Here is an 18,152-nt window from a genome sequence, read left to right on the forward strand (position 1 = left end):
AGGTTTCATGAACGCGCGCCTGCATTGTGCCCGCCTTGCCCTGTTCCTGTGTGGCTGCGCGGCGTTTCTCAACCTGTATGCGACCCAGAGCATCCTGCAGACGTTTGCCGCGCACTTTCAGATCAGCGCCAGGACGGCGGGCTGGAGCATCACCGTGACCACGCTGGCGGTGGCGATCAGCGCACCTTTCGTCAGCCGCCTGACCGCACGCTTGGAGCCGCGCAGCGTGATCAGCACGGCCGCGCTGCTGCTGGCGCTGCCGACGTTGATGACTGCCTATGCCGATAGCTTCGCCGAAGTGCTGATGTGGCGCTTTGTCGAAGGCATGTTGATTCCGGTGGTATTCGCCACCAGCGTGGCCTATATCGGCGAGCGCTGGCGTGGTGGGACCGTCACTGAAGTCACCAGCCTGTATGTTGCGGGCACCGTGTTGGGAGGGTTCGCCGGGCGGTTCGTCACCGGTGTGATGACCGAGTACGTGGGCTGGCGCGAAGCCTTTGAGCTGCTGGCCGTGTTGAGCCTGATGGTGGGCGGGTTTATCCAGTTTCTGCTGCCCGCCGGTCGGCCGCGAGCGATGCAGGTTGAAGCGTTTTCGTCGGGGCTGTTTCGCAAACCCTTGGTGGCGGCGTATGCCGTAGGTTTTTGCGTGCTGTTTTCCCAGGTTGCGGCGTTTACCTACGCAGGTTTGTACCTTGGCCTACCGCCTTTTAACTTGGGGCCTGCGGCCTTGGGAACGCTGTACATGGTGTTCTTGCTGGCCCTGGTTGTGATCCCCATCGCCGGGCGCCTGAGCAAAGCCCGCCCACCCGCCGAACTGCTGAGTGTCGCGGCGGTGCTTGGCATCAGCGGCTCGGCGCTGACCCTGATGCCGTCGCTGTGGTGCATCGTGATCGGGCTGGCGCTCAGTTCCACCGGTGTGTTTCTGGCCCAGGCTGCCGCCAATGCGTTCATTGCCGGCAGCGCTCGCGAGAACAAGGCGGGGGCCGTGGGGGTCTATCTCACCGCGTACTACCTGGGCGGCAGTTGCGGGGCCGTCGTCCCGGCGCTGATCTGGGAGCGCTGGGGCTGGGCCGGGTGTGTGGCGCTGATCATCGTGTTCCAACTGCTGACGTTGCTGATCGCCTTGACTGGCTGGAAGCCCCTTAAACCTCAATTGATCCGCACACCATGAACGACACCGTCGCTTTGCCTGCTGCTGAAACATCCACCCGCCGCCGCGCGCTCATCGCCGGCTGCAGCGCCCATGCCGTACACGATGGCCTCACCGATGTGATCTACGTTCTGCTGCCTATCTGGCAAGCTCAATTCGCCTTGTCCTACGTCCAGATCGGCCTGTTGCGCGGCGCCTATTCCGGGATGATGGCGGTGTTCCAACTGATGGCCAGCCGCGCCGCCACACGCTGGGGGCGTACTCCGATGCTGGTGGGCGGCACCGCGCTGGCGGGTGTCGCTTACCTGTTGGTCGGGCAAGCCAGCGGGTTGACCGTGCTGTTGTTGGCGCTGCTGCTTGGCGGCCTGGGCGCCAGCACCCAGCACCCGCTGGCATCCTCGATGATCACGGACGCGTATGAGGAGGGTGGTGGCGTCAAGCAAGCGCTGGCCCACTACAACTTTTCCGGCGACATCGGCAAAACCCTGATTCCCGGCCTGGTTGGCCTGTTGCTCACGCTGATCAGTTGGCGGGCCAGCGCCACACTGTTGGGGCTGCTCGGCCTGGCGGCGGCGGGGTTGCTGTGGTGGCTGATCCCCGGTCAGCCACACGCAGCCGCATCCACAACCAAGCCCCAGCCTTGCACCGCAACCGGCTCCGCGGCCGGCCTGCGCGCATTGATCCTTACCGGCACTATCGACAGCGCCGTGCGAATGGGTTTTCTCACCTTCCTGCCGTTCCTGCTGCAAGCCAAAGGCGCGGGCACGGCCGGTATCGGCCTGGCGTTGACGCTGCTGTTCATCGGCGGTGCATTCGGCAAACTGTTCTGCGGCTATCTCGGCGTGCGTATCGGCATGATGAAAACCGTCTGGCTGACGGAAACCAGCACGGCGCTGCTGATCGTCGCCGCGCTGTATCTGCCGCTGGCTGGGCTGATGCTGATGTTGCCGGTGTTGGGGCTGGTGCTCAATGGCACCTCGTCGGTGCTGTACGGCGCCGTGCCGGACCTGGTCAGCCCCGGCAAACGGGAACGGGCCTTTGCGCTGTTCTACACCGGCACCATTGGCGGCGGAGCGCTGGCGCCGGTGCTGATGGGGGGCGTAGGCGATGCGCTGGGCGTGCCGGTGGCGGTGATGGTGTTGGCGGGGATGTTGCTGGTGACGTTGCCGTTGGTGTGGGAGGTGCGAAGGAGTTTAAGAAACGAGGTTTAAGCGGGTTTGGCTTACGGCAGTCGGTGCTTGTTCGCCTTGCCCCTCGCTGTCTTTATTTGGAAGGGCGTAGGGCTTTATCTATCACAGCGAGGGTTTGTTTTTCTGTTTGCCGAGCTTAGGCGTACCCAACACGCGATTCAGCTCTCCTGCAACGGCGATCAATTGCTGTTCCAGCGCCTCCACTTCGGATTGACTGATTCCGCTGTTGATGACCTGAAGTGTCTTCAGCGGTTTTTTAGGCGTGGGTGCCAGATCATGAACATCCTGAGAAATCAGCGCTTGCCGAAGAATGTTGTTGATGACGGTCTGGTAACCCGTACCGGCATTTTCAGCCCTTTCGCGAGCCGCCTCGATCACCGAGTCGTCGAGCATGATGGTGATCCGGGTTTTGCCTTTACTGCTGGCGACAGCGCCGCGTTTAGTGGTGCTGAGGTCGTATTCGTCTTTCATGATTCAAGCCTCCAGATACTTCCGGTCGTTCATTTCTGGATGCGAGTCTTGCGCTGATAGGTCTCACAAAATTCGGGTCCCGATAGGTATAGGCGAGCACCAATGTTCTTCCTTTCGCGTCCTTCCCGATGATGCACCAGCGATACTCGTCATGGTCATGGGTTTGCCATACCAGTGCTGATTCGTCATAAAACACCGGTTCCGTATCCGCCCGGCTCAAGCCGTTGTGCTTGCTTTTATTGAGCGTGTTTTTCGCGGCGTCATATTGAATTCTGAAGGTTTTAATTATGCATATTTTATATGTATATAAAAGCGGTTGTCGGGACCGCTGACCTTCAGATCTATGGGCGTTTGAATCTGTCCATCGACGTTGACTTGGAGTGTGGGGAGCAGAGAATTAGCGTGTAGGAGGTGTTACTGACAGAAGCGGCACAGGATCGCGTGCGGTAGGTTTCCCTTTCCAGCCCACCCATACCAAGGGGAAGGCCAGCCAAAGAATGAAATGCACCCTAGAAGGACTGGGCCAACGTAAACGGAATACGCAACGCACCGATGGGGCCTTCACGTGTACCGCACATTTCATCGTGGACGCAGTGCTGCACCAGCACACAAGGAAACGCCGGAACCCGTTGCAACAGGTCGCGCAAATGCGTGGTCGAGCCGATACGCATCGGTTTCGCATCCTCGTCCAGCAGCGTCATCGCCGTATGCTCGAGCCTGACGCGCGCGATGTAGAAACCGCCCTCCAGCGACAGCAGCTCCAGCTCGCGTATCTCACCCTTCACGGCCAGTTCGGTCAGCATTTGCATATTCATGATTCAGCCTCGCAGTGGGTCGTTCATTGGCGACGAAAGAACAGCGTGACCTGGCCCCATTCGACGCCAAACTTGGACATGCTCGACCGGTTGATCAACGTGTCTTCGTCCATCAAGTACATCCAGTCGTCAAAACTGACTTCGTAGACCGAGCCATCCACCGCCAGGTTGAGGCGGTAGCGCCAACGCAATGCGTTGCCGGCCACCTCGCCAATCGCCTCGCCAACCACATCCCCCGCGCGCCCGCGCCAGCGCCCAGGGCCATCCGGTGTCAACGTCCACACCCGCTGCTGGCGCGTGCCATCGCTGTAGAGAAAACGCTCGTCGAGAATCAACGCATCGCCCTCGCGTCGGCTGGCGATATCCACCTCAAAGCGCTTGGTCACTTCCCCCGAACGCTTCTGGAATATGCCCCAGGCCTTGACGGGTTTGCTGAAGAAACGCTCCAGGTCCAACTGCGGTTGCTGATCGGCGTAGTGGTCGACCTCTACGTTGCCGCAACTGCACAGGCTCAATACCAGAAGCAGTGAAACCAGTAGGCGTGCCATGGACCGGCTCCTTGATCGTGTGGGGCGGGGTACTGAGGTTCAAGGATTGATAGTTGTACAAAAATATTGTTTTGTACATGTTTTGCGGTGTTTATTTTGAAGGCTTCCGAGGCTTTGAAGCGCCCGACTCTATATTCCACCCATAAAAAAACCGGCCACCAAGGACCGGTTTTTACATCCCCCGTCAAAACCATCCTGACGCGAGATCAATATCTGAGTGGAGCGGGTGAAGGGAATCGAACCCTCGTTATCAGCTTGGGAAGCTGGAGTAATGCCATTATACGACACCCGCTCAGAGCGGCTGACTTTGTACCAGATGTGCGCCGCGATTTGAAGTTTTTCTTTGAGAAATGTGCAGGTTGCGCGTGTTTGCGTAGGCAACGAGCCGACCGACTGTAGGAGCGGGCATGCTCGCTCCTACAGTCGGCTGTGTTTCAGAGCGCAAAGGCATGCTGCGCCTGGCCCTGGTGATAGCGCAATCGGCTGGTCTGCCGCGCGGGCTTCAGAAAGCCGACCACGGCGTCGCGGCTGTCGCGGCAGGCCGCTTTGTGCTCCATGTCCAGAAAATGCCCGGTCGCCTGGATCGTGCTGAAGCTGCTGTTTGGCACGTATTGCCCGAACTGCTGGGCATCCTCGGCGCTGGTGTATTCGTCCCATTCACCGTTCATGAACAGCACCGGCACGGTGATCTGGCGCGCGGCCTTGAGGTAGCACAGCCGGTCGCTGTTGAGTACGTGGCTGATGTGGAAGTGCATCTGCCCGTATTCATGCTCGGCCAGGCTGCTGACGTGGCGGTAGTTGAAGCGCTTGAACAGCGACGGCAGGTGTTTGCCGATGGTGCTGTTGACCAGGTGGCCGACGCGGTCGCGGTCGAGCTTGCCGAGGTAGTCGACGCCGCGTTCGAGGTAGTCGCGCATGGGCGCGTTGATCACCGGCGAGAACGAGCTGATCACCGCCTTTTCCACGCGGCGCGGGCGCTGGGCGAGGGCGACGAGGGTGGCGGCGCCGCCCCAGGAGAAGGACAACACGTGTTCGGCGGCGAAGTGGTCGATGAGTTCCAGGAGGATCTGGCCTTCGACTTCCTTCGTCAGCATCTGCTCATGGCGGTTATGGATTTTGGAGCGACCGGCGTAGGGCTGGTCGTACAAAACCACATTGAACTGCGGGTACAGGCTTTTCACGGTTTGGGCGAAGGAGGCCGTGGTGGCCATGGAGCCGTTGACCAGGATGATGGTCTTTTCAGCCGCGTCCGCGCGATAGAACTCCGTGTAAACCCGATACTGACCCTGTATATCCAACACAGCGATTTCTGGCCTCATGTCGTAAGACTCCTGGCAAGCGGGTAGGGCGCGCAGATCACTCTGCACGAGCTTTGTGACAGGTAGGCATACGCCTTGAAGATGAGCGCCCATGTCGCGCCGATGACGGCTGGCCGACGGGTGTTACCAGGGCGGGTTGTTTGCCGGGAAGGCCCGTGGATCAAGCGCGGGCGCGGCAAGGTGTTTCTTGGAGGTTATAGGCGACTCGCCAGTCATCTTTTGGCTGACGTTTTGATTCAAGCAGTCGGTTCGGGATGTCGCAAGTCGCAGGGATGGGTTTTAGCCATCACCGGCCGAACGGTCGTCAGACCTGGCGGATTTCATCGGCGCTCAACGCTCGATACTCACCGGGCGCCAGCGCGTCATCCAACGCCAGCGGCCCCATGCGTTCCCGATGCAAGCGCAGCACCTTGTTGTCGAAGTGCCCGAACATGCGTTTCACCTGGTGATAGCGACCTTCGATGATGCTCAAGCGTGCCAGGCGAGGCGCCAACAGCTCCAGCTGGGCCGGTTGAGTCGTCAGGTCTTCAAACGCGAAATACACGCCCGCCGCGAAGGTGGCGGCGTATTCCGCGCCGATCGGTTGTTCGGTCTCCACCAGGTAGACCTTGGGCAGTTTGGTCGTCGGTTGCGTCAGGCGCCGCGACCACTGGCCGTCGTTGGTGATCAGCATCAGCCCGGTGGTGTTGAAGTCCAGGCGGCCGGCGATGTGCAGCTCGTCCTTGTCCGGTTCGTCCAGCCAATCCAGCACGGTCGGGTGCTGGGGGTCACAGGTGGCGCTGACGCAGCCCTGGGGTTTGTGCAGCATGAAATAGCGCGCCGGTTTACCCGCCTGCAGCACCTCATCGTCCACGCACACCCGGCTGAATTCGCGCACCTCGTGGTGAGGATCGCTGACGGGCACGCCATCGACGCTCACCCGCCGTTCCACCAACAGCAGGCGCACTTGCTGGCGATTGAAGCGCGGCAGGTTGCTGAGGAATCGATCAACCCGCATTACAACGGCTCAGCCCCGCGCAACTGTGCGTCGACCTGGGCACAGCGTGGGCACAGGCAGGCTTGGTTGCGCAATGCATCGGGCAGGGCTTCGAGCACCGCCGGGTCGATGGTGACGCTGTAGCACCAGCAGGCCTGGTCGGCGGTGCGCGGGTCGGCCAGGGTGCAGTCGTTGCGGGCGCCGCAGGCGGGGCAGAGGGTGGCTGTGGTCATCGTTCGGTTCAGGCTGGATCGGGCAGGGCGCCGAAGGTCCCTGCACGATACAGCGCCGCTCAGTCCCGTTCCAGCACCACGACCCGCTGGCCGGCGCCAATCGCGCTGCCGGGCTGCACGGTGACTTCCCGCACCACTGCGGCGAACGGCGCCGGCAGCGCGATCTCCATTTTCATCGACTCCAGCACCACCAGCACATCGCCGGCCGCGACGCGTTCGCCCACCGCCACCCGGACCTGCCACAGATTGCCCGCGATATGGCTGTCGATGCTGTGCTCATTGGCCTTCAGCGGCGTTTCCTGCGCGAGCGGCGCTGGCGCTTCCTCGCTGTCGAAGTGCGCCTGGCCGCTGGCGATCCAGCGTTCGCGCTCGGCATTGAACGCCTGTTGCTGGTGCTCACGAAACGCATCGATACCGGTGGCTTCACGCGCCAGAAAATCCTGGTAGTCCGCCAGGTTCAACACGCTGTCCTCGATGTGCAACGCAAAGCGCCCCAGCGGAAAGTCCCGACGAATCTTTACCAGTTCTTCGGCACTCACCGGGTAGAAGCGGATCTGGTCGAAAAACCGCAGCAGCCACGGCTTGCCGTCGAAGGCCGCGACTTCGCGATAGCGGTTCCACATCTGCAACGTGCGCCCGACGAACTGATAGCCGCCGGGGCCTTCCATGCCGTACACGCACAAATACGCGCCGCCGATGCCCACCGAGTTCTCGGCGGTCCAGGTGCGGGCCGGGTTGTATTTGGTGGTCACCAGGCGATGACGCGGGTCCAGCGGCGTGGCCACCGGGGCGCCGAGGTAGACATCGCCCAGGCCCATCACCAGATAGCTCGCTTCGAACACGGTGTGGCGCACCGCGTCGAGGTCGGCGAGGGCGTTGATGCGGCGGATGAACTCCAGGTTGCTCGGGCACCACGGCGCGTCCTTGCGCACGGTGGTCATGTATTTGTCGATGGCCAACTGGCACGCCGGGTCATCCCAGGACAGCGGCAGGTGGACGATGCGCGAAGGCACTTGCAGGTTGGGCGTGGCGCACACGGCCGTCCATTCGCCGCTGATCAGCGCCAGCAGGTCGGCCAGGGGCAATTGTTCCGGCTGGTAGTGGACCTGCAGCGAGCGGATGCCCGGCGTCAGGTCGATCACACCGTGCCGTGCGTGGGTTTCGAGGGCCTGCATCAGCGCGTGGGCGCGAAAGCGCAGCACCAGGTCGAGCTCGGGCGCGCCGATTTCCAGCAGCAGGTGGGTGTCGCCGGCCAATCGGGCAACCAGACGCGTATCTTCCTGGCCGATATCCAACACCACAGGCGACGCGGGCCAATGTGGGCGGGGGCTTGCTCGCGATGGCATCGCCTCGGTGTTGCTGTGAGCGCGCGTCGCCTGCATCGCGGGCAAGCCTGGCTCCGGCATTTGATCCCATTTCAGCGCGAGATCGCGGGCGGTCTCGAGGCTCACCGGTTCGAAGCGCAGCTTGTCGCCGGCCTTGAGTTGCCCGAGTTGCCACAGGTCGGCTTCGATCACCGTCACCGGGCACACGAACCCACCCAGGCTCGGCCCGTCCGGCCCGAGGATCACCGGCATGTCCCCGGTGAAATCCACCGCGCCGATCGCATAAGGGTTGTCGTGGATATTCGACGGATGCAGCCCGGCCTCGCCGCCATCGGTGCGCGCCCACAACGGCTTGGGGCCGATCAACCGCACGCCGGTGCGGCTGGAGTTGAAATGCACTTCCCACTGTGTGGCGAAGAAGGTGTCGATGTACTCGGGCCGGAAGTATTCCGGCGCGCCATGGGGGCCGTAAATCACCCGTAGCGTGCGGACCTGCGCCAGCGGTTGCGCGACCAGTTGCCGGCCTGCGGTGACGTCGACCAGCGGCAACAGATGCAGCACGTCGCCCGCGCGCAAAGCGCGCCCGCCATGCCCGCCGAACTGGCCCAGGGTGAAGGTGCTTTGGCTGCCCAGGTAGTCCGGCACTTGCAGCCCGCCGCGCAGGCACAGGTAACTGCGTGCGCCGGCCCCGGCGAGGGTGCCGAGGTTCAACAGCGATCCGGCTTCGATCCGCAGCGCGGTATTCATCGGCACGGGGTGATCGTCCAGCAGCAGCGGAATCTCCGCCCCTGTCACCGCCACCACGGCAGCGCAGTTGAAGCGCAACAGCGGCCCGCTCATGGTGATCTCCAAGGCTGCCGCGCCTTCGCGATTGCCCAGCAGACGATTGCCCAGGCGCAGCGCGCGGCTGTCCATCGGCCCCGACGGCGGTACGCCCACGGCCCAATAACCGAGGCGTCCGGGATAGTCCTGCACGCTGGTTTGCGTGCCCGCGCTGAGCACTTCGAACGTGTGGGCAACGTAGACCAGATCTTCCAGGCAGCGCGTCCACGGATGGCCACCGGCAAAGGGCGCGGCCAGCAGGATCTGGCGCAGGTAATCGCGGTTGGTTTCCACGCCGTAGAGCTGGCTGTCGCTCAAGGCGCGATGCAAATCCAGGCGCGCCTGTTCGCGGGTGGGCGCCCAGGTGATGAGCTTGGCGATCATCGGGTCGAAGTACGGCGGGATCTCACAACCGGCTTCAACCCAAGTGTCGATGCGCAAGCCTTCGGCCTGCGGAAAATCCACGCAGGTCAACAGCCCCGGGCTTGGCTGGAAATCGCGGCCTGGATCTTCCGCATACAAGCGTGCCTGGATCGCGTGGCCCTGGGGCTTCAACGCCAGCTCACTCAATGGCCGCATGTCTCCCGCCGCCAGTTGCACCATCCAGCGCACCAGGTCCACGCCCCACACTTGTTCGGTGACGCCGTGTTCCACCTGCAACCGCGTGTTCACTTCCAGGAAGTAGAAGCGACTGTCTGCGCTATCGAAGATGAATTCCACGGTGCCGGCGCTGCGGTAGTTGACCGCCTTGGCCAGGGTGATGGCGGCCGAGCACAGGGCCTCGGCCATGCCTTCGGGCAGGTTCGGCGCTGGGGTTTCTTCGAGGACTTTCTGGTTGCGCCGCTGCACCGAACAATCGCGCACGCCAAGGGCGATTACCTCGCCCGCGCCGTCGCCGAACACCTGCACCTCCAGGTGGCGAGCGTGCTCGATGTACTTCTCGATAAACACGCCGGCATCGCTGAAGTTGTTCTGGCCCAGGCGTTTGACAGCGTCGAAGCACTCGTTCAACTCCGCGGCGTGGCGGCATACGCGCATGCCGATGCCGCCGCCGCCGGCGGTGCTCTTGAGCATGACCGGGTAGCCCACGCGGTCGGCGGCGAGCATGGCGGCGTCGAGGTTGTCGAGCAGTTCGCTGCCTTCGAGCAAGGGGAGGTGGTGTTGCTTGGCCAGCGCCCGTGCGGTGTGCTTGAGGCCGAATACGCGCAGCTGTTGCGGGGTCGGCCCGATAAAGGCGATGCCGGCGTTTTCGCAGGCTTGCGCGAAGGCGGCGTTTTCCGAGAGAAAGCCGTAGCCGGGATGAATCGCCGTGGCGCCGCTGGCCTTGGCGATGGCGAGGATTTTGTCCACCGCCAGGTAGGTGCCGGCCGCGGCGCCTTCACCGAGGCTGTAGGCTTCGTCGGCGTGTTGGATGTGCAGGCTGGCCGCATCGGCTTCGGCGTACACGGCGACGCCCTTTACATGCAGCTCGCGCAAGGTGCGCAGGATGCGGCAGGCGATGGCGCCACGGTTGGCGATCAAGAGTTTTTCGAACATGGCAAAACCCTGCGGGCCGTCCCGCAAAGTGAAGGAGCACTACGGTCGTCCGCAGTGCATGTCGTGAGTGTGGGAGGGGGGGGCTCCCGATGGTGGTGAGCCAGTGGGTGCGTGTTTGGCTGACTTGCCGCCATCGGGGGCAAGCCCCCTCCCACAGGGTTCAGCGGTTTTGAAGACACTGCCCGGCTCGGGCCTGGCAGAGTGCAAATAACCAACTGCGCAAGCGCTTGAGTGTCAGTTCCATACAAGTAACTCCGCAGGCGTCGGGTTGTAGGCGTTGCACGGGTTGTTCAATTGCGGGCAGTTGGAGATCAGCACGATCACGTCCATCTCGGCGCGCAGGTCGACGTATTTGCCGGGGGCGGAAATGCCGTCTTCGAAGGTCAACCCGCCGTCGGCCGTGACCGGCACATTCATGAAGAAATTGATGTTCGGGCCAATGTCGCGTTTGCCCAGGCGACCGTCATGGGCGCAGGCCCGCAGGTAGTTGTCGCGGCAGCTGTGCATGTAGCGTTTTTCCAGGGCGTAGCGCACGGTGTTGCTCTCTTGGGCGCAGGCGCCGCCGAGGGTGTCGTGGCGCCCGCAGGTGTCTGCGACGAGGGTCAGCATCGGTTGGCCGAGGTTGGAATAGAGCACGCTGCCGGCGCCCAGGTACACGCTGTTCTGGCGGCGCAAGGTGCGTTGCACGTCGTAGCGCTCGCGCGGGTTTTTCACGCTGTAGAACAGCGTGTCGACCGCCTGGTTGCCCTCCAGGTCAAGGATGCGCAGGGTCTGCCCGGCCTTGACCTCCATCAGCCACGGCTCGCCGGCGGGAATGGTGGCGCGGTACACCGCCGTGTCGGGTTGTTTCAGTGCGATAGACATGGCAGCTCCTCAGGCGAACAGACGGTCGGTGTTGATAAAGCCGCGCGCGTTTTCCGGGCGCGAGGTGCGGCAGTGTTCGGCGACGCTTGGGTCGGCGTTCATCCAGCTCAGTTTCAGCGGTTGCGGGGCGTAGTCGGGGTTGGGGTCCATCGGATGCTGCAGCGCGGTGAGCACCACCAGGGTGTCCATCGGTGCGTAGAGTTCGATGTAGTCGCCCGCCTTGGAATTGCCCGGCACGAAGTGCAGGCCACCGTTGTCGTCCACGCTGACTTTGCTGAACAGGTTGAGGGTCATCAGCAGGTCGGAAAGCCCCAGGCCCCACTTGCCCAATTCCACCAGCAGGTTGTCGGTGCCGTTGCGATAGAAACCGTTGCGCAGTTCCTGATAGCGCCCCTGGCCGTACTTCTCGGCCACCTCGGCCGCGCACAGCACGCCGCCGATGCTGTCACTCCAGCCGCAGGTGTCGGCGGTGATGGCGGCCAGCACGCGGCCCATGTCCGAGTACAGGCAATGGCCGCGGGTGAGCTTGGCGGTGTGTTGGCATTTGAGGCTGTCGGGCAGGTTCAGGCGTTCGGTTTTTTCGTTCGCGTTGAGCAGGGTCAGGCTGACGTTGGCGCCACCGCGCAGGTCGGTGAGGCGCAGCAGTTGACCGCGCTTGAGCACGAAGGAGCGGTGGCCGCCGCCGGGCAGCATTTCTTCGGCGAACGGCGGGAACAGTTGAGTCGAATCGGTCATTGGGAAGTCGCTCCAAGTTCGGCAGCGAGCGCCTTGCGGCGTGCGCTGTTCAAAGGGATGTCGTAGGTGATACGCGCGCCATAGGCGCCGGGGGCGTGGGGGTCGACGCGGACTTTGTCGAACACCAGCAGGCGCGTGCCGAGGCTGAAGCCTTCGCTGAGGTCGTGGGTGACCATGAACACCGTCAGCCGGGTTTCGCGCCACAGTTCCAGCAGTAGCTGGTGCATGTCTTTGCGGATGCCCGGGTCGAGGGCGCCGAAGGGTTCGTCCAGCAGCAAGACGCGCGGTTTCATGATCAGGGCCTGGGCGATGGCCAGGCGTTGTTGCATGCCGCCGGAGAGCTGCGCCGGGTACTTGTCCAACGCGTGGCCGAGGCCGACTTTGTGCAGCAGCGCGGCGGCCTGTTCGCGCGCGGCTTTTTTGGCTTTGCCGAACAGCCGTCCGAGCAACGGCGCGCGCGGCAGCTCGAGGCCGAGGGTGACGTTGTCGAGCACGCTCAGGTGCGGGAACACCGAGTAGCGCTGGAACACCACGCCACGGCTGGCATCCGGTTCGCCGGCCAGCGGTTGGCCGTCGAGCAGGATGTGGCCCTTGCTCGCGGTTTCCTGGCCCAGCAGCAGGCGCAGAAACGTCGATTTGCCGCAGCCGGAGGTGCCGACCAGGGTGCAGAATTCGCCCTCGGCGACCTGCAGATTCAAACCCTCCAGCACCACCTGATCGCCGTAGCGCTGCCACACATTGTTGACGCTGATAAAGCTCATGCCCGCGCTCCTTCGTACCAGGGGAACGCGCGTCGGGTCAGGGCCTTGAGGCCCCAGTCCATCAGCCAGGCGAGCAGGGTGATCCACACCACGTAGGGCAGGATCACGTCCATCGCCAGGTAGCGGCGCACCAGGAAGATCCGGTAGCCCAGGCCGTCGGTGGAGGCGATGGCTTCGGCGGCGATCAGGAACAACCACGCCGAGCCCAGCATCAGCCGCAGTGAGATCAGCAGGCGCGGCAGCAATTGCGGCAACACCACGCGCAGCATCAGGGTCCAGGTCGACGCGCCGAGGGTCTGTGCCTTCACCAGCAGTTCCACAGGAATTTCGCGTGCGCGCTGTTCCAGGTCGCGGGCCAGGCACGGGGTGACGCCGATGACGATGAGCATCACCTTGGACAATTCCCCCAGGCCGAACACGATGAACAGGATCGGCAGGATCGCCAGCGGCGGCACCATCGACAGTACCGTCAGCAACGGCGACAACGGCGCGCCGAACAATGGCAACGTGCCGGCGGCGATGCCCAGGCACAGGCCGGCGAGGGCACTGATGCCCAGGCCGAGCGCGAGGCGGCGCAGGCTCGACGCGCTGTCCTGCCACAGCACGTATTCGCCGGTGCGGCTGTCGGCGCTCAATGCCAGGCGCTTGACCGCCTCGAGCATTTGCCCGGCGCTGGGCAGCAGTTTGTCGTTGGGGTTATCCGCCAGGCGCTCGGCCGAGCCCACGAAGTAGGCGAACAGCAGCAGGGCGAACGGCAGCAGCACCAACAACAGGCGGCTGGAGCGGTCCGGGTGACGGTTGATCAGGCGCATGGCCGGGTCCTCTTACAACGTGCCGTCGGCGGCCATCTGCACGTAGCGGGGGTCGAACTGCAGCTTGAGGTTGGCCTTGTCGCCGCTGGTCACGCCATTGGCGAAGCTCATGCCCACGGCGCTGGTGTCCTTGGCCCCTTCACCCAACAGGCCGTGTTGGAAGGAGAACTCGGCGACCTTGCGCATGGTCGCTGGCAACTGCGCGCTGGTGGCGAAGGCCAGGGCTTCCTTGGGCGTGGCGAACAACTTGGTGGTGTCCAGTTGCGACTGAAACCCCTTGAGGTCGGTGCCCGAGGCCTTGGCCATGTGTTCCAGGGCTTCGCTGCTGGCGGCGCCTTTGGCGTTCATCAGGGCGACCACTTCGAACCAGGCGCCGGTGAGGGCTTTGCCCAGGGCCGGGTTGTCTTTGAGGGTCTGGGTGTTGACCACCATCATGTCCATGATTTCGCCGGGCACTTTGCTGGAGTCGAACACCTGGGTGACGCCGGGTTTGGCGTTGATCGCAGAGAGCATCGGGTTCCAGGTCGTCACCGCTTGCACCTGGTCGGTGTTGAAGGCAGCGGCGATGTCGGCGTCGGAGGTGTTGACCACTTTCAGGTCTTTTTCGGTGAGGTCGGCCGACTCCAGCGCGCGGGCCAGCAGGTAGTGCGACACCGACAGTTCCACCAGGTTGACGTTCATGCCCTTGAGGTCGGCGACGGTCTTGCCGCTGCCTTTGATCACCACGCCATCGTTGCCGTTGGAGAAGTCGCTGACCACCAGCGCGGTGCTGTCGACGCCACCGGCGGCGGGGATGGTCAGGGCGTCCATGTTGGTCATGGTGCAGCCGTCGAACTGGCCGGCGGTGTACTGGTTGATGGACTCGACGTAGTCATTGAGTTGCACCACGTCGATGGTGATGCCGTACTTCTTGGCCCACTTGTCGAGGATGCCTTGGCTGCCGGCATACTCCCACGGCATCCAGCCGGCATAGATCGTCCAGCACACGCTGAAGTGGTCTTTGACGACGGCCTGGGTCTGGACGCTCAGCACAGCGGCAAAGGCGGCGGCGAGCAGGGCGGGTAAACGGATTGAGGGCATGGGGCTTCTCCAGTTGATCGAGGGCGAGCAGGAGCAACGCGGCACCGTGAACGGTGGCTTGTCTCCCGGGCTTTTATCCCGCCGTGTAACCTCAACTGGAGGTCGCCGACTCTCGGACCAGCCACTCGCGTTTCGCGAGCCGGAACCCTAGTCAGCCATTGCAAATTGTGGTGCCGCGAACCTGTGATGAATCCTGCACGCAAGAGGCTAAGCGAGAGTCATGCCAAGTAGGGCGCGGGCGTGTAGGTCGCGGGTTTGCGCGCAACGCCCGACGCTCGAGTGCGTGCGGCTGCGTTGCACTGGTGCGCCGTCGCACTGCAATGAGGCATTCGGTTCGTCTGAAACAGATGTTTCAGTCTGTGTCGAAATCGCACCAGTTTCGCTTTTTGATGTCAGATATTTCGTCATTCAGCAAAAGTTGAATGCCGCCCGCCAGCGTCGCTGGCGGTGCTCTTTCGCGGTCCAGGAGGCCGCCATGTATCGACGACTGCTTCTTATCGCTGTGCTCGGTCTGTCCCTTTCTGCGTGCGTGCCCTATTACGATGGAGGCCCAGGTTATTACCGTTCCGAGGTCTATACAGCGCCCGCGCCGGTGTATTACTACGGCGGCGGCCCGGCGTATCAATATCGGCGTGACTATTACCCGGCGCCGCGTTACTACGCGCCGGCGCCGCGTTATTACCAGCCGGCGCCCCGCATGGGTTACCGGGCTTATCCAAACCAGGGTTGGGGGGATCGCTGGGGCAATGGCGGGCACGGTCGCGGTGGCGATCGTGGCGCTGGTCGCGGCGGTCATCGTTGACCGCTCTTGAAGGCAAGCGGCGCAGGCAGCGCCGCTTTTTCGTAGCATTTAGCAGTACTGTCAGATTTAACAGCTATCGTTTGGGTTTCTAGTGTATTCAACTGGGAGCGGCCGTTGTGTCTCTTCGACCGCCCAGTGAGCGAAGGAACCCCCGATGATCAGACAATTGATGTGCGTTTTACTCCTCATGGTCGGCGGCGTTGCACACGTGCAAGCGAACCAAGGCTGCCCTTATCCCTCGGCAATCAAGTACGTTGATGGCTACTTCCAGGCGACGGTAGGAACACTCGTCTGGCAAAGCCCGAAGATCGGCTATCGGGAGTTTGTCGACCAATTCATTGGCGCCATTTTTACCCCGGGCAAGGCACAGGATCGGGAAAACGGCTATGTAGACAAGTGCAGCTACCTGACCGGTGACGGTCAGAGAGTGGACTTGCGGTACGGCAAATCGGCAGAGGTGGAGACGATGTCGCTGACCGGTACTTTGCATTGGCACCTTGCCAGCGACCCCTTCGGCCTGCCGGTGTATATCTGCCAGGACAGTCAGCCGGACAATTGCGCATTCACGGTTAAAAAGCCAAAAAACTGACTGTCAAAAGTAGGAAAAATCCGCGAGCGGATGGCGGCCTTCCCAGGCTTTGTTGAAATGCGCCTGCACCACGGCCTGCGGAATGGCATTGATATCCGGCCAATGCCAATGAGGCTGCTGGTCTTTGTCGATCAACCGCGCGCGGACCCCTTCGCTGAATTCCGGGTGGCGGCAGCAATTGAGGCTCAGGGTGTATTCCATCTGGAACACCTCGGCCAGCGACAGGTGGCGGGCGCGCTGGAGCTGTTCCCACACCAGGTGCGCGGTCAGCGGGCAGCCTTCGCTGAGGGTCTTGCCGGCGCGGCTGAGCAACGGGTCGGCGTGCTCGCGCAACGGGCTCAAGGCCCGCCAGGCACTGCGCACGTCACTGACATCCAGCCACTCATCGATCTGCGCCCGGCGTGGTAGCCATTGCGCTTCGGGTTGCTGGTCGATGGCTTCCTGGGCCAAGGCCTTGAGCAGGCTGTTGAGCTGCATCGCGGTCTGTTCCTGCCAGTTCAGTTGCAACAGGCCTTCGAGCAGTTCGTCTTGCTGGTCGTCGCGCATGAAGCGGTCGGCCAGGCCCAAATCGAGCGCGTCGCGGCCGTTGATGTGCGCGCCGGTCAGGCCAAGGAACAACCCCAGTTTGCCCGGCATGCGTGACAGGAACCAACTGGCGCCCACATCCGGGTACAGGCCGATACTGATCTCGGGCATGGCCAAGCGGCTGCTGGGGGTGACGATACGCACCGAGGCGCTTTGCAGCAGGCCCATGCCGCCGCCCAGCACATAGCCGTGACCCCAGCAGATCAACGGTTTGGGGTAGGTGTGCAGGCGATAGTCGAGGCGATATTCCGCGGCAAAAAACTGCGCGGCCAGCTCCGGCACGACGCCGGGTTGTTCACGGCAGGCCATGGCCAGGCTGCGCACTTCGCCGCCGGCGCAAAATGCCTTGGGGCCCTTGCCGCGCAACAGCACGCAGACGATGTTCGGGTCTTTGGCCCAGGCGTCCAGGCGATCGCCCAGGGCCAGGATCATCGGCAGGGAGAGGGCGTTGAGGGCCTTTTCGGCGTCCAGGCTGGCGATGCCGATGCGCGCGCCGCCGCTGCCGGTCAGCTCTTCGAAGTGCAGGTTCATCGTGACCTCAATCGGGAAGGTGAAGGTTGAGTATGATCCCTTCATGGGAAAGTGCCGGTTGTGTGTCAGATCAATTGACAAGCGGGGTCGGCTTTCCTAGGGTTCGCCTCATTCTTTTTTACAAGACCAGTCAATCATGAGCGAAGGCGACCGTATCAAACTCGAACCCAGCTGGAAACACGCCCTGCGCGATGAGTTCGAGCAGCCCTACATGGCCCAGTTGCGTGAGTTCCTGCGCCAGGAACACGCGGCCGGCAAGGAGATCTACCCGCCTGGCCCGCTGATCTTCAACGCGCTCAACTCCACGCCGCTGGACAAGGTCAAGGTGGTGATCCTCGGCCAGGACCCCTACCACGGCCCCGGCCAGGCCCACGGTCTGTGTTTCTCGGTGCAACCGGGCGTGCCGGCGCCGCCGTCGCTGGTCAATATCTATAAAGAGCTCAAGCGCGACCTGAATATCGACATCCCCAACCACGGTTGCCTGCAAAGCTGGGCCGACCAGGGCGTATTGCTGCTCAACACCACCATGACCGTGGAACGCGCCAACGCCAACGCCCATGCGGGCAAGGGCTGGCAGTTTTTTACCGATCGGATCATCGAAGTCGTCAGCGAGCACCAGCCGCACCTGGTGTTCCTGCTGTGGGGCGCGCATGCACAGAGCAAGCAGAAGCTGATCGATGCGACCAAGCATCTGGTGCTGACGTCGGTCCACCCGTCGCCGTTGTCGGCATATCGCGGCTTTCTGGGCTGCGGGCATTTCAGCCGCACCAACAAGTTTCTTGAGCAGAATGGCGAGACGCCGATTGATTGGGTGTTGCCACCCGTCTGAGGGGCCGGCGCGTTGTGTTCCCGGGTTAGCGGGAGCACACCGTCTGTGGGGGGCAACGGTCTTGTGTCCGCCCTACCTGTTACTTTTGACAGTATCCAACCACCGCGTTTCCTAATTAACTGTTCTCCCGGCCTTATCGCTCTGCTGTTCAGCAGCACGCAGCCAGCGGCCAGTCACTG

The 18,152-nt window shown here is 62.8% G+C and carries 18 protein-coding genes, 1 tRNA gene, 1 pseudogene and 1 riboswitch; of the genes and pseudogenes, 5 read left to right on the plus strand and 15 right to left on the minus strand.

Annotated elements, in window-relative coordinates; all coding sequences use genetic code 11:
* Window positions 1-7 precede the first annotated feature (7 nt).
* The gene (locus JN756_RS07815) at window positions 8-1,171 is read left to right on the plus strand and encodes an MFS transporter (protein WP_201021971.1); all 1,164 of its coding nucleotides are present in this window, start codon (window positions 8-10) and stop codon (window positions 1,169-1,171) included.
* Window positions 1,168-2,361, plus strand: a complete 1,194-nt coding sequence (locus JN756_RS07820) for an MFS transporter (RefSeq protein ID WP_126589324.1) — start codon at window positions 1,168-1,170, stop codon at window positions 2,359-2,361. Before JN756_RS07815 ends, JN756_RS07820 begins: the two co-directional genes overlap by 4 nt.
* An 81-nt stretch (window positions 2,362-2,442) precedes the next feature.
* Here JN756_RS07820 and JN756_RS07825 read toward each other — a convergent pair whose 3' ends face one another.
* From JN756_RS07825 to JN756_RS07890, 14 genes and pseudogenes are all read right to left on the minus strand, one after another.
* Window positions 2,443-2,811 (minus strand): BrnA antitoxin family protein, encoded by a 369-nt coding sequence (locus JN756_RS07825; RefSeq protein WP_057004765.1) that lies wholly within the window; start codon window positions 2,809-2,811, stop codon window positions 2,443-2,445.
* 3 nt (window positions 2,812-2,814) lie between these two features.
* Window positions 2,815-3,097, minus strand: a pseudogene (locus JN756_RS07830) (BrnT family toxin).
* A 223-nt stretch (window positions 3,098-3,320) separates the two neighbouring features.
* Complete coding sequence (locus tag JN756_RS07835) at window positions 3,321-3,626, minus strand: DUF6482 family protein (protein ID WP_017844869.1); 306 nt, start codon at window positions 3,624-3,626, stop codon at window positions 3,321-3,323.
* A 23-nt stretch (window positions 3,627-3,649) separates the two neighbouring features.
* Window positions 3,650-4,174: a DUF3833 domain-containing protein gene (locus JN756_RS07840; RefSeq protein WP_046384389.1), complete on the minus strand. Its 525-nt coding sequence runs from the start codon at window positions 4,172-4,174 to the stop codon at window positions 3,650-3,652.
* A 218-nt stretch (window positions 4,175-4,392) separates the two neighbouring features.
* A tRNA-Gly gene (locus JN756_RS07845) sits at window positions 4,393-4,466 on the minus strand.
* A gap of 142 nt (window positions 4,467-4,608) precedes the next feature.
* Complete coding sequence (locus JN756_RS07850) at window positions 4,609-5,493, minus strand: alpha/beta fold hydrolase (protein WP_057004957.1); 885 nt, start codon at window positions 5,491-5,493, stop codon at window positions 4,609-4,611.
* 304 nt (window positions 5,494-5,797) lie between these two features.
* A complete protein-coding gene (locus JN756_RS07855) occupies window positions 5,798-6,490 on the minus strand; it encodes a pseudouridine synthase (RefSeq protein ID WP_017844881.1) in 693 nt (230 codons plus the stop codon).
* Complete coding sequence (locus JN756_RS07860) at window positions 6,490-6,702, minus strand: cysteine-rich CWC family protein (RefSeq protein ID WP_017844882.1); 213 nt, start codon at window positions 6,700-6,702, stop codon at window positions 6,490-6,492. Before JN756_RS07860 ends, JN756_RS07855 begins: the two co-directional genes overlap by 1 nt.
* Window positions 6,703-6,761: 59 nt before the next feature.
* On the minus strand, window positions 6,762-10,385 hold the full coding sequence (uca, locus tag JN756_RS07865) for an urea carboxylase (protein ID WP_201021972.1): 3,624 nt from the start codon (window positions 10,383-10,385) through the stop codon (window positions 6,762-6,764).
* A gap of 234 nt (window positions 10,386-10,619) precedes the next feature.
* Window positions 10,620-11,249 (minus strand): urea amidolyase associated protein UAAP2, encoded by a 630-nt coding sequence (locus JN756_RS07870; RefSeq protein WP_046384385.1) that lies wholly within the window; start codon window positions 11,247-11,249, stop codon window positions 10,620-10,622.
* Between the two features lie 9 nt (window positions 11,250-11,258).
* On the minus strand, window positions 11,259-11,984 hold the full coding sequence (locus JN756_RS07875; protein WP_126589395.1) for an urea amidolyase associated protein UAAP1: 726 nt from the start codon (window positions 11,982-11,984) through the stop codon (window positions 11,259-11,261).
* Window positions 11,981-12,745, minus strand: a complete 765-nt coding sequence (locus JN756_RS07880; RefSeq protein WP_126589394.1) for an ABC transporter ATP-binding protein — start codon at window positions 12,743-12,745, stop codon at window positions 11,981-11,983. Before JN756_RS07880 ends, JN756_RS07875 begins: the two co-directional genes overlap by 4 nt.
* Complete coding sequence (locus JN756_RS07885) at window positions 12,742-13,557, minus strand: ABC transporter permease (RefSeq protein WP_046384383.1); 816 nt, start codon at window positions 13,555-13,557, stop codon at window positions 12,742-12,744. Before JN756_RS07885 ends, JN756_RS07880 begins: the two co-directional genes overlap by 4 nt.
* A gap of 12 nt (window positions 13,558-13,569) precedes the next feature.
* Window positions 13,570-14,637: a putative urea ABC transporter substrate-binding protein gene (locus JN756_RS07890; RefSeq protein WP_201021973.1), complete on the minus strand. Its 1,068-nt coding sequence runs from the start codon at window positions 14,635-14,637 to the stop codon at window positions 13,570-13,572.
* Between the two features lie 60 nt (window positions 14,638-14,697).
* Window positions 14,698-14,799: riboswitch (guanidine-I (ykkC/yxkD leader) on the minus strand.
* Window positions 14,800-15,112: 313 nt separating this feature from the next.
* Between JN756_RS07890 and JN756_RS07895 the strand changes: the two genes are divergently transcribed.
* Both JN756_RS07895 and JN756_RS07900 read left to right on the plus strand, forming a co-directional pair.
* Window positions 15,113-15,439: a hypothetical protein gene (locus JN756_RS07895; protein WP_126589393.1), complete on the plus strand. Its 327-nt coding sequence runs from the start codon at window positions 15,113-15,115 to the stop codon at window positions 15,437-15,439.
* A gap of 154 nt (window positions 15,440-15,593) precedes the next feature.
* Window positions 15,594-16,028, plus strand: a complete 435-nt coding sequence (locus JN756_RS07900; RefSeq protein ID WP_046384380.1) for a DUF3757 domain-containing protein — start codon at window positions 15,594-15,596, stop codon at window positions 16,026-16,028.
* 3 nt (window positions 16,029-16,031) lie between these two features.
* Here the strand turns inward: JN756_RS07900 and dspII are convergent, their stop codons facing one another.
* Entirely contained in the window at window positions 16,032-17,144 is a 1,113-nt protein-coding gene (gene dspII, locus JN756_RS07905; RefSeq protein WP_017844891.1) for an enoyl-CoA hydratase/isomerase DspII, read from the minus strand.
* A gap of 136 nt (window positions 17,145-17,280) precedes the next feature.
* Between dspII and ung the strand changes: the two genes are divergently transcribed.
* Window positions 17,281-17,973 (plus strand): uracil-DNA glycosylase, encoded by a 693-nt coding sequence (ung, locus tag JN756_RS07910; RefSeq protein WP_017844892.1) that lies wholly within the window; start codon window positions 17,281-17,283, stop codon window positions 17,971-17,973.
* Window positions 17,974-18,152 lie beyond the last annotated feature (179 nt).

This window comes from Pseudomonas sp. Y39-6 (assembly GCF_023651955.1).
Lineage (GTDB): Bacteria > Pseudomonadota > Gammaproteobacteria > Pseudomonadales > Pseudomonadaceae > Aquipseudomonas > Aquipseudomonas veronii.

Bases quoted from the DNA above. Each gene is read 5' to 3' on its own strand.
- JN756_RS07815 (WP_201021971.1), top strand. From the start codon at position 8: ATGAACGCGCGCCTGCATTGTGCCCGCCTTGCCCTGTTCCTGTGTGGC.
- JN756_RS07820 (WP_126589324.1), top strand. From the start codon at position 1,168: ATGAACGACACCGTCGCTTTGCCTGCTGCTGAAACATCCACCCGCCGC.
- JN756_RS07825 (WP_057004765.1), bottom strand. From the start codon at position 2,811: ATGAAAGACGAATACGACCTCAGCACCACTAAACGCGGCGCTGTCGCC.
- JN756_RS07835 (WP_017844869.1), bottom strand. From the start codon at position 3,626: ATGAATATGCAAATGCTGACCGAACTGGCCGTGAAGGGTGAGATACGC.
- JN756_RS07840 (WP_046384389.1), bottom strand. From the start codon at position 4,174: ATGGCACGCCTACTGGTTTCACTGCTTCTGGTATTGAGCCTGTGCAGT.
- JN756_RS07850 (WP_057004957.1), bottom strand. From the start codon at position 5,493: ATGAGGCCAGAAATCGCTGTGTTGGATATACAGGGTCAGTATCGGGTT.
- JN756_RS07855 (WP_017844881.1), bottom strand. From the start codon at position 6,490: ATGCGGGTTGATCGATTCCTCAGCAACCTGCCGCGCTTCAATCGCCAG.
- JN756_RS07860 (WP_017844882.1), bottom strand. From the start codon at position 6,702: ATGACCACAGCCACCCTCTGCCCCGCCTGCGGCGCCCGCAACGACTGC.
- uca (WP_201021972.1), bottom strand. From the start codon at position 10,385: ATGTTCGAAAAACTCTTGATCGCCAACCGTGGCGCCATCGCCTGCCGC.
- JN756_RS07870 (WP_046384385.1), bottom strand. From the start codon at position 11,249: ATGTCTATCGCACTGAAACAACCCGACACGGCGGTGTACCGCGCCACC.
- JN756_RS07875 (WP_126589395.1), bottom strand. From the start codon at position 11,984: ATGACCGATTCGACTCAACTGTTCCCGCCGTTCGCCGAAGAAATGCTG.
- JN756_RS07880 (WP_126589394.1), bottom strand. From the start codon at position 12,745: ATGAGCTTTATCAGCGTCAACAATGTGTGGCAGCGCTACGGCGATCAG.
- JN756_RS07885 (WP_046384383.1), bottom strand. From the start codon at position 13,557: ATGCGCCTGATCAACCGTCACCCGGACCGCTCCAGCCGCCTGTTGTTG.
- JN756_RS07890 (WP_201021973.1), bottom strand. From the start codon at position 14,637: ATGCCCTCAATCCGTTTACCCGCCCTGCTCGCCGCCGCCTTTGCCGCT.
- JN756_RS07895 (WP_126589393.1), top strand. From the start codon at position 15,113: ATGTATCGACGACTGCTTCTTATCGCTGTGCTCGGTCTGTCCCTTTCT.
- JN756_RS07900 (WP_046384380.1), top strand. From the start codon at position 15,594: ATGATCAGACAATTGATGTGCGTTTTACTCCTCATGGTCGGCGGCGTT.
- dspII (WP_017844891.1), bottom strand. From the start codon at position 17,144: ATGAACCTGCACTTCGAAGAGCTGACCGGCAGCGGCGGCGCGCGCATC.
- ung (WP_017844892.1), top strand. From the start codon at position 17,281: ATGAGCGAAGGCGACCGTATCAAACTCGAACCCAGCTGGAAACACGCC.